The sequence below is a fragment of the Faecalibacterium sp. BCRC 81149 genome, assembly GCF_022750605.1.
In the GTDB taxonomy this organism is placed as follows: Bacteria; Bacillota; Clostridia; order Oscillospirales; family Ruminococcaceae; genus Faecalibacterium; species Faecalibacterium duncaniae.
In genome coordinates this window covers 70,792-84,436 of sequence record NZ_QXJA01000009.1, presented here as the reverse complement: position 1 = coordinate 84,436, position 13,645 = coordinate 70,792, and the positions used below count along the sequence as shown (strand labels likewise).

At 59.6% G+C, this 13,645-nt stretch carries 12 protein-coding genes and 1 tRNA gene; 3 read left to right on the top strand and 10 right to left on the bottom strand.

The features are described from left to right. Positions 1 to 452 precede the first annotated feature (452 nt). Entirely contained in the window at positions 453 to 1,511 is a 1,059-nt protein-coding gene (locus tag D3F01_RS10800; protein WP_242888619.1) for a hypothetical protein, read from the top strand. Between the two features lie 50 nt (positions 1,512 to 1,561). Here D3F01_RS10800 and D3F01_RS10795 read toward each other — a convergent pair whose 3' ends face one another. From D3F01_RS10795 to D3F01_RS10780, 4 genes are all read right to left on the bottom strand, one after another. Beyond that, positions 1,562 to 2,020, bottom strand: coding sequence for a threonine/serine exporter family protein (locus D3F01_RS10795; RefSeq protein WP_097771637.1), 459 nt, complete (start codon positions 2,018 to 2,020; stop codon positions 1,562 to 1,564). Further along, positions 2,017 to 2,811: a threonine/serine exporter family protein gene (locus D3F01_RS10790; RefSeq protein ID WP_242888616.1), complete on the bottom strand. Its 795-nt coding sequence runs from the start codon at positions 2,809 to 2,811 to the stop codon at positions 2,017 to 2,019. The genes D3F01_RS10795 and D3F01_RS10790 overlap by 4 nt, the downstream gene beginning before the upstream one ends. Positions 2,812 to 2,945: 134 nt before the next feature. Next, entirely contained in the window at positions 2,946 to 4,850 is a 1,905-nt protein-coding gene (locus D3F01_RS10785; protein WP_242888613.1) for a hypothetical protein, read from the bottom strand. A gap of 5 nt (positions 4,851 to 4,855) precedes the next feature. Then, the gene (locus D3F01_RS10780) at positions 4,856 to 6,955 is read right to left on the bottom strand and encodes an MMPL family transporter (protein WP_154276939.1); all 2,100 of its coding nucleotides are present in this window, start codon (positions 6,953 to 6,955) and stop codon (positions 4,856 to 4,858) included. Positions 6,956 to 7,203: 248 nt separating this feature from the next. On the opposite strand from D3F01_RS10780, the gene D3F01_RS10775 reads away from it, so the two are divergent. Together D3F01_RS10775 and D3F01_RS10770 are read left to right on the top strand one after the other, a co-directional pair. Further along, positions 7,204 to 7,797, top strand: a complete 594-nt coding sequence (locus tag D3F01_RS10775) for a TetR/AcrR family transcriptional regulator (protein ID WP_097773333.1) — start codon at positions 7,204 to 7,206, stop codon at positions 7,795 to 7,797. A gap of 142 nt (positions 7,798 to 7,939) precedes the next feature. Continuing rightward, positions 7,940 to 8,015: transfer RNA gene (locus tag D3F01_RS10770), tRNA-Val, on the top strand. A 192-nt stretch (positions 8,016 to 8,207) separates the two neighbouring features. Here the strand turns inward: D3F01_RS10770 and fabZ are convergent. From fabZ to D3F01_RS10740, 6 genes are read right to left on the bottom strand one after another with little or no spacing between them, the layout of a single operon-like run. Further along, positions 8,208 to 8,684 carry a 3-hydroxyacyl-ACP dehydratase FabZ gene (gene fabZ, locus D3F01_RS10765; RefSeq protein WP_242888610.1) on the bottom strand — a complete coding sequence of 159 codons (477 nt, stop codon included), beginning with the start codon at positions 8,682 to 8,684 and terminating at the stop codon, positions 8,208 to 8,210. Between the two features lie 3 nt (positions 8,685 to 8,687). Then, positions 8,688 to 9,926, bottom strand: coding sequence for a beta-ketoacyl-ACP synthase II (gene fabF, locus D3F01_RS10760; RefSeq protein WP_005935311.1), 1,239 nt, complete (start codon positions 9,924 to 9,926; stop codon positions 8,688 to 8,690). Positions 9,927 to 9,941: 15 nt separating this feature from the next. Then, a complete protein-coding gene (gene fabG / locus D3F01_RS10755; protein ID WP_197036327.1) occupies positions 9,942 to 10,691 on the bottom strand; it encodes a 3-oxoacyl-[acyl-carrier-protein] reductase in 750 nt (249 codons plus the stop codon). Next, entirely contained in the window at positions 10,688 to 11,620 is a 933-nt protein-coding gene (locus tag D3F01_RS10750) for an ACP S-malonyltransferase (protein WP_242888605.1), read from the bottom strand. Before D3F01_RS10750 ends, fabG begins: the two co-directional genes overlap by 4 nt. Then, positions 11,617 to 12,684, bottom strand: a complete 1,068-nt coding sequence (locus D3F01_RS10745; RefSeq protein WP_156067298.1) for a nitronate monooxygenase family protein — start codon at positions 12,682 to 12,684, stop codon at positions 11,617 to 11,619. Before D3F01_RS10745 ends, D3F01_RS10750 begins: the two co-directional genes overlap by 4 nt. Continuing rightward, positions 12,678 to 13,613 (bottom strand): DUF561 domain-containing protein, encoded by a 936-nt coding sequence (locus D3F01_RS10740; RefSeq protein WP_242888603.1) that lies wholly within the window; start codon positions 13,611 to 13,613, stop codon positions 12,678 to 12,680. Before D3F01_RS10740 ends, D3F01_RS10745 begins: the two co-directional genes overlap by 7 nt. Between the last annotated feature and the right edge of the window lie 32 nt (positions 13,614 to 13,645).

Here is a 13,645-nt window from a genome sequence, read left to right as displayed (position 1 = left end):
TATCAATTGACAAGAAAAAAAAGGGGAGGGTATAATAGAGTCAGTGCGGAAAACCGAAAAAACGGGAAATTTTGCAAAAATTGGAATAGGAGAGAACTATGAGAAACAAAAAGCTTTACAAACGCCTTGTCGCTCTCATCCTCGCAGGCTGTGTCGTTGTCGGCAGTTCTGCCATCGGCTTTGCAACTGGTGCGGATGGGGTCGCGATGCAGGCAAAATGCTACCATATTGGAACAGGGAGAGAAACCATAAATTATAAAGCAGCAACATGTATTGAGATGGGCTATTCTGGTGATAAAGTTTGTAAAAAATGCGGAGCCGTAGTAATAAAGGGCATTCCACTTGTCAAAAATCTGCTTAACCACGGTAACAATAGGGAACTTCGGAATGCAAAAGATGCCACCTGTACAGAAAATGGCTATACCGGTGATACTTATTGCAATGATTGCGGCTTGCTCGTATCCTTAGGAAAGAATATTGAAGCCCCCGGACACGATTATAAGAATGTTGCGGAAGTTCCTGCTACTTGTGTAACGAAGGGAACAGCAGCAACACAGCAGTGCAAACGCTGTGACTATATCGTTCCGGCACAGAGCCTTCCGATCGATCCCAACAATCATGCAAACATAGTTAAAGATGTTGCCGTAGCTCCCACCTGCACCGAAACGGGCCTGACTGAAGGTAGCCACTGCGGTGACTGTAATAAAATACTGATCGCCCAGGAAGTTGTCTCCTCCACCAACCACACCGAAGTGATTGACCCGGCTGTTGCAGCAACCTGCACCGAAACAGGCCTGACTGAGGGCAGCCACTGCTCTGTCTGCAACAAAATCCTGGTTGCACAGAAAACGGTTTCTGCTCTGAATCACAGCTTTACCAACTACATCAGCAACGACGATGCCACCTGCACTGAGGACGGCACCAAAACCGCAAAGTGTGACCGTTGTGATGTAACTGACACCCAGTCCGATGAAGGCTCTGCCAAAGGCCACACCTCTGTTGTGGATGCCGCCGTGGCTCCCACTTACAGCTCCGTTGGCCTGACTGAGGGCAGCCATTGTGCAGATTGTGGCCTTGTCTTTAAGGAACAGGAAGTGATTCCTGCTCTGGTTCCCGATACCAATGTAGACTTCCACCTGAATCAGACAGGCGTTCTGTCCAGCCATCGGGTAGATGTTGCCACCGGTGCGCAGAAAGATGCGCCCGCTCTGCAGGCAGTTACTTCCGCCTACACCAACTTCTCTGGTCTGACGGTCTTCCACGGTACGCTGGCAAATGGTGAGCGTATTATGACCGTGGCCCTGATCGGCAGTGACGGCATTTCCGAGGTCGATATCACCCTGAACGTGGTGGTGAATACCGATGTCGTAGCCGGTTACCGGTTGATGCTGGTAAACGCAGACGGCACGGAGACCGAGCTTTCTGTGGGAAGCGGCAACGGCAAGAGCAGCTTTGCCCTGAACTTTGCCAATGGTGCACAAATCATCCACCTTGTTCCCATTGCAGAATAAATCATTCACACAACCAACGAGACCGCCCGGTGGGCGGTCTCGTTTTTGTTTTATCGGCGTTTCTGCGGCAGGGGGATGCCCAGCACCAGGGCAATGCCCACGGCCAGCGCCACGGCGATCTTGAAGGTGGAGATGCCGTTTGCCAGCGCCAGAGCGTTGTTGCCCTGAATGAAGTAGTAGGCACTGTAATAGATGCCCGCACCGGGCACCAGCGGAAAGATGCCGGTGAGCAGGAACACCGTCACCGGTGTCCTGAGGGTCATCGCAAGGATGCGGGCCAGCAGCGTCAGCGGAATGACCGCCAGCAGCGAGGCTGCAAAGGCTTCCATCCCGAACAGCTCCGCGATCTCGTATACCAGCCACCCCACTGCGCCCACCAGCCCGCAGTAGGGCAGGGTGCGCCTGGGGCAGGCAAAGAGGATGGCAAAACTCAGGGTGCCCGCCCCGGCCAGCAGGAACTGCAGGGCCAGACGGCCCAGCTGCTCCCCGGTGAAAAGAAGTTCTGTCATACCACGGCCACCCCCTTCAAAAAGGCATAGAGGCTCAGCACAAGGCCGGCGCCGATGGCGATGCTGGCCGCAATGAGCAGCGCATCGATCATCCGGATGGTGCCGGACAGATAATCGCCCTGCACAAAGTCCCGGATGCCCATAGTAAAGGCGATGCCGGGGGTCAGGATCATCAGGGTGCCGATGATGGCGTGGCTGGACTCAGTGCCCAGCAGGCCGCAGCCCAGAATGCAGCACAGAGTGATGAGGGCGGCGGTGGAGATGGTGCGAAACCCGCCCCCCACGCCGCGCCGCCCGCAGAACAGCAGATAGGCGTTGGCCGCAACACCGGCCGCAGCGGCGGCAAGCCCGGCTTTCAGGTCGCCGCCAAAGATCAGCGCAAAGCAGAACGCGCCGCCCATGCCTGCCGCAAGCTGCACCCAGTCCTTTGGAAAAGGGATGCACCTGGCCTGAGCCAGCCGGGTCTCGGCCTCGGCGACGGTCTCCACTTCCCCGGACGCGATCTGGCGGGAAAGCTGATTCACCGCCGCCACCCGCCCCAGGTGGGTGGTACGGGTGGGCACGTTGCGCACCTCGCTCATCTCCGCCGTGCCTGCGCTGGCAAAAATGCCGTTGGTCAGCACATAGACATGGAACTCCCGCAGGTGGAAGCTGGCCGCCATGATCTCCATGGTCTGCTCCACCCGGAACACCTCTGCCCCGTTCTCCAAAAGGGTCTGACCAGCCGCCATAATAAAATCCATGATGCGGCGGCGCTGTTCCCCGTCCGGATACAATTCCCTCTCTGCCATGCTGTGGTCTCCTTAAAATTGGCATAAAAAATGACCGCCTCAACGTTTCAGTGCCTGAGCGGTCATTTTTCTTGACGAATCTATTTGTAGTATAGTCAATCTCCGGCGGCTTGTCAAGCAGGCACACCGTTTTTTCAGAACTTGAACAGGTTCACGATCCGCTGCCACAGGCGGGTGAAGAAGTTGCCTTCCTGCACATCGGCGGTGGTCTGGGCGGTAACATCCGCAGCGGCGACCGTCTCACCGGTCTTATAGATGAACTTCACGCTGCCGGAAGCATCCTCGGACTTACCGGCAAAGCTGGTGTAGTCCTCCAGACGGCTGGTCATCTCGTCCAGCACGATCTTCAGGCCATGGATCTGCTCCTCGTCCAGAGCGCCGGTCAGCTTGGAGATGCCCTCCTCATTGAACTGGTTCAGGCCATCGTTCAGCCGGACCGTGCCATCGCTGAGCTGGCCTGCGCCATCATTCAGGGTGGTCACGCCGTCATACAGGGTCTTGGTTCCATCGGCCAGCTGGGCGGCACCGTCCTTTGCGGAGTGGGCACCGTCAGCAGCGGTGGCAACACCATTGGTGTACTGGTTGACGCTGGACACGAAATACTGGATCTGCGCCAGGCTGTTCTTCAGGGCACGGACATCTGCGATATCCTGGCTGTTCTCAGCCTGATACTTCAGCTCGTCATGCACGGTCTGCTTGGCGCTGGCAGTGCTCAGGTCAAGCATGGCGCTGAACATGGAGGGGTCGTAGCTCTGCATCAGCCGCAGAGCCGCTTCCAGGTCATGGTTGGTCTTGGTTGCGGAGAGGTACAGGGCAATGTCCAGCTGGCTGGCCTTGAAGCTGGGCTCTTGCTCCCAGACGGTGCGCACCATCTTCTTGCGGGCAGCGGCCAGTGTCTTTTCGTTCATGGTCAGCACTTCGTCAATGACGGAAGCATAGTTGTCCCAGGTCATGGGGGTGTCGATCAGGCCGCCCTCCATCAGGGTGCTGTTGGCGGAGGCCAGAACACCATCGGCCACCTGCTGGGCACCGGCCTGCAGGGCGGCGTTATTGGAGCTCAGGGTATCCAGACCGTTGGTCAGCTGGCCCAGACCATCGTCCAGGGCAGAAGCACCGCTGTTCAGCTGAGAAGCGCCGTCCAGCAGGGCCAGGGTACCGTTGGCCAGCTGAGAAGCACCGTCCACCAGTTGGGCGGCACCATCCATCAGCTGGTTCATGGCATCGTTCAGCTGGCCGATGCCATCGGTCAGCTCGTTGAGGCTGCTCAGGTCAAAGGCATTGGTGCCCAGCGCATCGGCGTTGGTGGCACAGGCCAGCATGACCTGCGGTGCGGTCAGGTTCTCGACATCGGCTTCCACGGTGACGCTGTCCTGCAGATAATCCTCCACAGTAGACAGGTCATCGGGCAGCAGACCGTCCAGAGAGTCCTTTACGCCGGGCAGGCAGACAAAAGCGGCCACGCTGCTCTTGGCGGCAGATTCCAGCATTCCGTGCTCGGCGCTCAGGTTGGTGGCATTCTGACCAAAGATCACGCCCACAGCAGTGATGAGCGGGGTGACAACGGTGCACTCCTTGCCGTTGACGGTCACGGTGCCGGTCTCGTTGTTGGTCAGGTCGACGGTCACGGTCAGGTGGCCGCTCTTGCCGATCAGGTTCTCAAGGCTGTCGGTCACGCCGTCCAGCGTATAGGTGACATTTGCGGTGATGGGCAGGGCCTTGTCGGTATTGCCCTTATAGTACACGTCGGTGTCGTCGGTGTTCCAGACCAGCTTTTCGCCGTCCTGGGTGAACGCGGCATCGCTCTCGGTGTTCTGGATATCGGTCAGGGTGCTCTCATCGGTGACATTGGACAGGCCGGAAGCGCTGTACAGGTGCTCGCTGACGGTGGTGGACTTGATGGAGCCGTCGGCGTTCATCACGGCGTAGACGGTCTCGTCCTTGGAATAATCGGCCTTGGCGGCTGCAAAGGCGGGCAGGGTCATGCCTGCGGCGAGAGTCAGCGCCAGCGCCGCACTGGCGAAACGAAGCGATTTTTTCATGGTAATTACTCCTTATCAGACTTCTTGGCGTTGGAAGATTCAGGGACCAGCCAGTGCATGGTGGTGTGGCGGATGACCCAGTCCAGCAGCATCAGGGCAGCGGGCAGAACGACCAGAATGACAGCCATACTGATCAGTGCGCCGCGGGAGATGAGCCGGCAGATGCTCTGCAGCAGCTCCATCTTACTGATGGCGGCCACGCCGACGGTTGCGGCAAAGAAGGTCAGGCCGCTGGTCAGGATGGACTGGCTGCAGTGCTCCAGCGACTGCTGGGCAGCTTCCTGCGGGGTGCGGCCATAGCTGCGCTCCTCGTGATAACGGGTGGTCATCAGGATGGAGTAGTCCACAGTCGCGCCCAGCTGGATGGTACCGATGACGATGCTGGCGATGAAGGGCAGCTGGGTACCGGTGAAGTACGGGATGCCCATATTGATGGAGATGGCGGCCTCGATGCTGGCAACCAGCAGCACAGGGATGGACAGACTCCGGAAGGAGATCAGGATGATGGCAGCGACTGCCATGATCGACCAGACGTTGACGTTCTTGAAATCCACGTCCGCGACCTCGATCAGATCCTTGGTCATGGCACCCTCGCCGGTGATGACACCGTTGGGGTCAACCGCCTTGATAAGGTCATTCATCTCGGTCAGCTGGTTGTTGATGGCATCGGTACCGGTCTTATAGGAGCTGTTGGCCAGAATGAGCTTGTAGCCGCCGGACTGCAGGATCTCGGTCACGCTGTCGGGCAGCAGCTCGGTCTGGAAGCCCGGGCCGGTGATGGAATCCAGGCTCACCACCTGGGTGATGCCGTCCACATCCTTGAGCTCATCGCAGAGGTCAGACACCTGCGTTGCGGTCAGGTCCTCATCCACCAGAATAAAGTGGGAGGTGGTCATGCCAAAGTCCTCGCCCAGCTTGTTGGTGCCAACGATACCGGTCAGGTCCTGGGGCAGCGAGTCGAACAGGGTGTAGTAGACCTCGGTCTTTTGCTGGGCCACCACAAAGGGCACCAGCAGCACAAGAAAGACGACCACGATGGGCATTGCGTGCTTGGAAACAAAGTAGCTGAGCTTGGTCAGCTTGGGCACGATGGTGCGGTGCTTGTACTTTTCGACCTGCTGATCAAAGGTCAGGATCAAAGCAGGCAGAATGACGATGGTGCAGATGACACCCAGCGCCACACCCTTTGCCATAACAACACCGATATCGCGGCCCAGCGTCAGCCGCATGGCGCACAGTGCCAGGAAGCCCGCAATGGTGGTCAGGGAGGAAGCGGTGATGGAGGTCATGGTCTTGCAGATGGCGGTCACCATGGCTTCCTCGTTGGAGGAGCGGAGTTCCTTTTCCTCCTGATAACGATGGAGCAGGAAGATGGAGAAGTCCATCGTCACGCCCAACTGCAGCACCGTGGAAAGCGCCTGGGTGATGTAGCTGATCTGACCCAGGAAGATGTTGGTGCCAAAGTTGTACGCAATGGGGAACAGCAGGCCCAGCATGAACAGCACAGGCGTGATGGTGCTCTCCAGCGAGAGGAACAGCACCAGCATACTGGCACCCACAGCGCACAGGATGTACAGCGGCATCTCTTCATTGATCAGCGCCTTGGTATCCTGCAGAATGACGCTCATGCCGCCAAAGTAGCAGTCGTGCCGCAGCACCTGTTTGATCTGCTTGACGGCGTTCATCGTCTCGTCGCTGGCGCTGGGCGCATCAAACCGGACGATGAGCATGGTAGAATCATTTTTACCGAACATGAACTGCTGGACATCCGCGGGCAGCATCTCGGTGGGGATGCTGGGGTCGATGACATCGCTGAGCCAGAAGGTCTGTGTGACACCGGGCACCGCATCAATGTCCTTCTTCATGGCGATCAGTTCATTGGTAGGCAGGCCTTCCACCGTGATCATACCGGTGGAGGCCAGATGGAAGTCGTCCTCAAGCGCTACCTCGCCGATCATGGAGTCGAGCTCCTGCGGCAGATAGGTCAGGACATCATAGTTGATGCGGGTAGCAACCGCGCCGATTGCGGAAGGGATCAACAGCAGGACCGCTACTGTTAAGATCAGCTTGCGCAGACGCACGATGCTCTGTGCGATCTTTTTCATGGGAACCCTCCATACGAAAGTTGATTGGATCTGCCCTAAAATGACCCGTGGTCATTTCTGAGCAAGCACTATTATAACCAATCGACGCAAGGTGTCAAGATAGAAAATGACCAAAAGTCAGTTTTCTTATCACAAAGCAAAAATTGTATAGCTTGTCCGGGGGCTTTTGCTCTTGCACTCTTCCCTTCTCCCTGCTAAAATATTGTTTACACGACAAAACAACGTCAGAAAAGAGGATGCAGCAAGCTATGAGCACCGTGGAAGGAAAGAAACAGGAAAAGCGCCGCGCGCTTCTGGACGCAGCTTACGAGCTGTTTCTGGAGCGGGGCACCTCCAAGACCAGCGTGGAGGATATCACCTCCCGCGCCAAGGTGGGCAAGGGCACATTCTACCTCTATTTTGCCGATAAGGGTTCGGTCACGCAGGCCCTGCTGGCCCGGGTGAGCTACCAGCTGCTGGACAACGCCTGTGCCGCCGCCGAGCAGCACGCCGCCGAGCTTACCAGCTTTCCCGACCAGATGATCTTTGTCATTGACCATATCATCGAAGCCCTGCGCGCGGACACCCTGATGCTCCGCTTCCTGGAGCGCAGCTTTGTCTGGCCCGGGCTGGATCAGATCGAAGCCAGCGGCGAGGCCGAGCCGCTGATGCGCAAGGTCCTCCAGATCGTGATGTGCAGCCCCGAGATGGCAGGCCGCACTGAGCGGGAGATCTACCAGCGCATCACCGCCCTGGGCAGCATGTGCATGTCGGTGTGCTATACCTCCGTGTTGGAGGGCAAGCCCGACAACATCGACAACATGAAGCCCATCCTCTACGACATCATCCGCCGGGCGCTCTGAGCACCTCTCCCCTGCCAGCCCCCGCAAAGGGGCCTTTGCGCCAATCCTCCGGGGCAAAAAACGGAAAAGGCAGACTTTTTTCAAAAAAGCCCTTGCAATTGCGCGAAAAATGTGGTATCATACTCAAGTCGATACGACATCTGGACGGTTAGCTCAGCTGGTAGAGCATCTGCTTGACGTGCAGGAGGTCACAGGTTCGAGTCCTGTACCGTCCACCATACAGTTCGTACCCGAACCCGATTCTTTATGAAAAAGGGTTCGGGTACGTTTTTTGTTTACAAGAGGTTCTGCGGAGGGAGTATGCAGAACGGTAAACAGGAACGAACAAAGGCAGGATATCATCATGGCGATGGTATCCTGCCTTTTATATACGATATGGTATTGGGGGCGATTGCTGCGCACAAAGCGCCTTAAGCCCCTGTGTTTGCTTCGGTCAGCACAAAGGTCAACTCCGCTGTTGCGGCGCACTTGCCATCCACATAAGCGGATGCCTTCCCGATGCCCACCGGGCCGCGCTGTTCCACCAGCTCACAATGGAGCGTGAGAACATCTCCGGGGGCGACCTGTTTGCGGAAGCGGGCATTTTTGATGCCGCCGAAGAGGGCCAGCTTGCCTTTGTTTTCGGGGATGCTCAGTGCCGCAACAGCTCCGGTCTGGGCCAGTGCTTCCAGGATCAGCACCCCCGGCATGACCGGTTGGCCCGGGAAGTGACCGCAGAAGAATTCTTCATTGCGGGATACGCACTTGCGGCCAATGGCCCACTGACCCGGCTCGTAGTCCAGGATACGGTCCACGAGGGCAAAGGGGTAGCGGTGAGGCAGAAGGGCTGCGATCTGCTCACTGTTCAGGGCGTTTGCATTCTCCCGCACGGTGCGCGGTTCTGCCATGGCTCAGCCCTCCCATCTGCGCAGGGCGATGCAGGCGTTATGCCCGCCAAAGCCCAGGCTGTTGCTCAGTGCGTAGGTCATGGCCTGTGCACGGCCTGCATTGGGCACATAGTCCAGATCGCATTCCGGGTCAGGCTGCTCGTAGTGGATGGTGGGCGGGGCAAACTGGTCTCGCAGGGCCAGCGCCGTGAACACGGCCTCGATGCCGCCCGCACCGCCCAGCAGATGGCCGGTCATGCTCTTGGTGCTGACCACGGTCAGCTGCTTTGCGTGCTCACCGAACACGGCATGGATGGCAGCCGTCTCGCAGGCATCGTTCATGTGGGTGCCGGTGCCGTGGGCGTTGATGTGATCCACCTGCTCCGGGGCAATGCCTGCATCGGCCAGTGTCAGCTTCATGCAGTCGATGGCACCTGTGCCGCCGGGAGCCGGTGCGGTAAAGTGGTAAGCATCGCAGTTGGCACCATAGCCCACCACCTCGGCGTAGATATGCGCACCGCGTGCCCGGGCGTGCTCCAGCTCTTCCAGAACCAGCACACCGCTGCCCTCGCCCATCACGAAGCCGCCGCGGCGGGCATCAAAGGGCAGGCTGGCAGCATCCGGGTCGGTGGCGGTGGAAAGCGCCTTCATGCTGGTAAAACCGCCGATGCCCAGCGGGCTGATGCAGCTTTCGGCACCGCCGCAGACCATGGCAGTCTCGTAACCGTCCCGGATGCGGTGGAAGGCATCGCCCACAGCATTGGTGCCGCCGGCACAGGCCGTGACCGGGCAGGTGCACATGCCCTTCAGGCCGAACCGGATGGCCACCTGTGCCGCCGCCATGTTGGCAATGGACATAGGCACAAAGTAGGGGCTGACCTTCTCCATGCCTTTTTCTTCCCCGCGGGTGTGCTGCTCCTCGATGGTGGGCAGGCCGCCAATGCCGCTGGAAAGGACCACACCGATGTTTTTGGCCTCTGCTTCCGTATTCAGGCCGCTGTCGGCAATGGCCTCGGCTGCAGCAGCCAGTGCCAGCAGGGTGAAGCGGGCCATCTTCCGGGCTTCCTTTTTGTCCACAACGGTCTCGGGGTCAAAGTTTTTCACTTCACCGGCCAGCTTGCACTTGAAATCGGTGGTGTCAAACTGGGTGATGGGGCCAATGCCGCACCGGCCTGCCTTTGCGGCAGCCCAGCTGTCGGCAGCAGTGTTGCCCAGCGGGTTCACGGTGCCCAGACCGGTGATCACGACTCTGCGTTTTTCCATAGAGAATTTCTCCTTTTACATTGCCATGCCGCCGTCCACACAGAGCACCTGCCCGGTGAGATAACTGCTTTGTTCTGCGGCAAAAAACGCCACCGCGTTTGCCACGTCCTCCGGCTGGCCCGCGCGGCCTGCCGGGATGTCCTTTGCCATTTCGGTGCGGACAGCCTCCGGCAGGGCGGCGGTCATATCAGTTTCAATAAAGCCGGGCGCAACAGCGTTTACTGTCACATTGCGGCTGGCCAGCTCCCGGGCCAGGCTTTTGGTCAGGCCGATGAGCCCGGCCTTGCTGGCGGCGTAATTCGTCTGGCCTGCATTGCCCCGCAGGGCAACGACACTGCTCAGATTGACGATCCGGCCCCAGCGCTGGCGCACCATCCGGCGGGCCGCTTCCTTGCAGCAGAGGAACGCACCCTTGAGGTTTGCGTCCAGCACGGCATCAAAGTCTGCTTCGGACATGCGCAGGATCAGGTTGTCCCGGGTGATGCCTGCATTGTTCACAAGGATATCCACCCGGCCAAAGGCGTTTACCGCTTCCTCAAAGAGCTTTTTGCAGCCCTCGGCGGTGGAAACATCGGCCTGCACGGCCACAGCCTGCGCGCCCAGGGCCCTGCACAGAGACACGGTCTCGGCAGCAGCCGCTTCGCCGTGGCAGTAGTTGACCACCACATGGCAGCCCTGCCGGGCAAGCTGTACGCACACTGCCCGGCCGATCCCCCGGCTTCCGCCGGTCACAACGGCGGTACGGATGATGGTTTCTTCGTTCATTGTTCTTCCTTCCATGCGTTCAAAACGGTGTCCAGCTGCGCCGGGGTCTCCACCGACACACAAGTCACACCGGGCAGGGTCTTTTTCACAAAGCCGGAGAGCGCATTGCCGGGGCCGACCTCCAGAATGTGATCCACACCCAGCTCGCCCAGACGGTGCAGGGTGTCCTCCATGTGGACACTGCTCTGCACCTGCCAGACCAGCAGGGCCGGGATGCTGTCGCTCTCGGCTTTTTCACGGCCTAGGCAGTTAAACAGCACCGGAACGCTCATTTCGCCAAAGGGTTCGGCGGCAAAGCGCTTTGCCAGGGCATCCCCGGCGGGAGCCATCAGACGGGTGTGGAACGGGCCGCTCACCTTGAGCGGGATGCACCGGCGGGCACCGGCCTGCTTTGCAAGCTCCGCGGCCTTGTCCACTGCGGCCTTTTCGCCGCCAATGACCAGCTGGCCCGGGCAATTGTAGTTACAGATCTGCACACAGCCCAGCGCGGATGCCTGCTCACAGCATTCTGCAAGGGGGACCCGGTCGAGGTTCAGCACTGCGGTCATGCCGCAGTCGATGCCGCTGGCCGCGTCGGCCATGGCTTTGCCGCGGTAGGCTGCCAGCTCAATGGCCTGCTTGGCGGTGAATACACCGGCGGCTTCCAGCGCGGAATATTCGCCCAGAGAGAGACCGGCCACATAAGCGGGCTTGACCCCCTGCTCGGCCAGAACGGCGGATACGCCGCAGGCAAAGGCCACCATGCAGGGCTGGGTGTATTCGGTCTGATTCAGAACGCCGTCCGGGTCGTCGAAGCAGACGCGGTGCAGATCAAACGGAAGGTCTGCAGCGTCGAACGCGGCACGGAAAGCGGAAGATGCTTCGTAAAATTCTTTGCCCATGCCGGGGTGCTGGGCACCCTGACCGGCATACAAAACAGCAAGCTTCATCGGTTTTGCCTCCATTCGGTCACAAGTTCATCCATCAGCTCACGGACGGTGTACATCCGGTCCAGCCTGCCCACATTGGCCCCGCAGAAGAAAAGTCCTTCCTCCAGGTTGCCCTTGACCGCTTCGATCAGTGCATGGGTGATGCAGTAGGGTACCTTGGCAGGGTCGCAGGTCTTCAGGCAGCGGGCACAGTGCCGGGGCGGGAAGCGTCTGCCCTCCGCCATGGCCTGCACCAGCGGCGTGTTCAGCGCCCGGCCCGGCATTCCGACCGGGCTGTGGATGATGCGCACATCCTCAGAACCGGCGTTCAGCAGAACGTCCTTGTACCCCTGGGATGCATCGCACTCGTAGGTGGTGATAAAGCGGGTGGCAAGCTGAACGCCTGCGGCACCCAGTCTGGTAAAGTGAGCCAGATCGGCCCCGGTGTACACGCCGCCCGCCACAAACACGGGGATGCTGTGGCCGAACTGCGCCTCATAGGGCTTTACCTCGGCCAGCACCTCCGGCAGGATCTCATCCAGTGTCTGACAGGTTCCGGAGAACAGGTCCTGCTCCGCAAAGCCGAGATGACCGCCTGCCTTGCAGCCCTCAATGACCACAAAATCGGCGGTGCGGCCGAACTCCTTGGCCCAGCGGCGCAGGATGAGCTTTGCCGCCCGCCCGCTGGAAACGATGGGCGCGATGGCGACCTCCATCGTGTTCACAAGGCCAGGCAGCTCCAGCGGCAGACCCGCGCCGGACACCACAGCGTCCACGCCCGCTTCCACCGCGGTGCGGATGGCGGCGGCATAGTCCTGCGTGGCCACCATTGCATTGATGGCCACCATACCGGCACCGTTTGCGATCTGCTTTGCTTTCCGGATCTCAGCGGTCAGGGCGCGGTGGTTGGCGCTGGCCGGGTCACGGGCAAAGTCCGGCTCCCGATAGCCTGCATCGGCGGTGGAGATGCACCCCATGCCGCCGCAGGCCGCCACGGCACCGGCCAGCCCGCCCAGAGAAACGCCCACGCCCATGCCGCCCTGCAGGATGGGCACAGACAGGGTTTTCTTTCCGAGCGTCAGCATTCCTCGCTCAGCGCGCGGATGCGCTGCCTCCCGCCGTTCCACAGGTCATCCAGAATGTCTGCCACGGGGCGCACCTCGTGGAGCATTCCGGCCACCTGACCGGCCATCAGACTGCCGGTGGAGATGTCGCCTTCAAACACGGCCCGGCGCAGACTGCCCAGCGTGTACTTTTCCAGCTCCATCTTATCGGCACCGGCCTTTTCCTGCCGGACATATTCACGGCTCATCCGGTTTTTCAGCACCCGGACCGGGGAACCGCCGATGCGTCCGGTCACGATGGTGTCGCTGTCCTTGGCATTGAGCAGGGCAGCCTTGTAGTTTTCGTGGATGGGACACTCCTGGCTCACCAGCAGGCAGGTGCCCACCTGCACGCCGCAGGCACCCAGCGCCAGGGCTGCTGCCAGCTGACGGCCATCGGCAATGCCGCCCGCCGCAATGACGGGCAGATCCACAGCGTCCACCACCTGCGGCACCAGCGCCATGGTGGCCATCTCGCCCACATGGCCGCCGCTCTCGGTCCCTTCGGCGATCACGGCATCGATGCCCAGCTTCTCCAGATGCTTTGCCAGCACGGCGGCAGCCACCACGGGGATCACCTTGATGCCCGCCGCTTTCCACATGGGAACATATTTGCCCGGGTTGCCTGCGCCGGTGGTGACCACCTGCACGCCTTCTTCCACAACGATCTGGGCAAACTCGTCTGCCTGCGGGTGCATCAGCATGATGTTCACGCCAAAGGGCTTGTCTGTGAGCTGTTTGCAGCGGCGGATATTTTCGCGCAGGGTGTCGGCATTCATACCGCCTGCGCCGATGATGCCCAATGCACCTGCATTGGAGCAGGCTGCGGCAAACTCACCGGTGGCAATGTTTGCCATGCCGCCCTGGATGATGGGGTATTTTGTGCCTAAAATTTCATTTAAAAGTTTCATAGTTTTATCCTATCGGTAAGCGTCCTCGCCCT

Bases quoted from the DNA above. Each gene is read 5' to 3' on its own strand.
- D3F01_RS10750 (WP_242888605.1), bottom strand. From the start codon at position 11,620: ATGAAGCTTGCTGTTTTGTATGCCGGTCAGGGTGCCCAGCACCCCGGC.
- D3F01_RS10790 (WP_242888616.1), bottom strand. From the start codon at position 2,811: ATGGCAGAGAGGGAATTGTATCCGGACGGGGAACAGCGCCGCCGCATC.
- fabF (WP_005935311.1), bottom strand. From the start codon at position 9,926: ATGGAAAAACGCAGAGTCGTGATCACCGGTCTGGGCACCGTGAACCCG.
- fabZ (WP_242888610.1), bottom strand. From the start codon at position 8,684: ATGGCAGAACCGCGCACCGTGCGGGAGAATGCAAACGCCCTGAACAGT.
- fabG (WP_197036327.1), bottom strand. From the start codon at position 10,691: ATGAACGAAGAAACCATCATCCGTACCGCCGTTGTGACCGGCGGAAGC.
- D3F01_RS10795 (WP_097771637.1), bottom strand. From the start codon at position 2,020: ATGACAGAACTTCTTTTCACCGGGGAGCAGCTGGGCCGTCTGGCCCTG.
- D3F01_RS10740 (WP_242888603.1), bottom strand. From the start codon at position 13,613: ATGAAACTTTTAAATGAAATTTTAGGCACAAAATACCCCATCATCCAG.
- D3F01_RS10745 (WP_156067298.1), bottom strand. From the start codon at position 12,684: ATGCTGACGCTCGGAAAGAAAACCCTGTCTGTGCCCATCCTGCAGGGC.
- D3F01_RS10785 (WP_242888613.1), bottom strand. From the start codon at position 4,850: ATGAAAAAATCGCTTCGTTTCGCCAGTGCGGCGCTGGCGCTGACTCTC.
- D3F01_RS10775 (WP_097773333.1), top strand. From the start codon at position 7,204: ATGAGCACCGTGGAAGGAAAGAAACAGGAAAAGCGCCGCGCGCTTCTG.
- D3F01_RS10780 (WP_154276939.1), bottom strand. From the start codon at position 6,955: ATGAAAAAGATCGCACAGAGCATCGTGCGTCTGCGCAAGCTGATCTTA.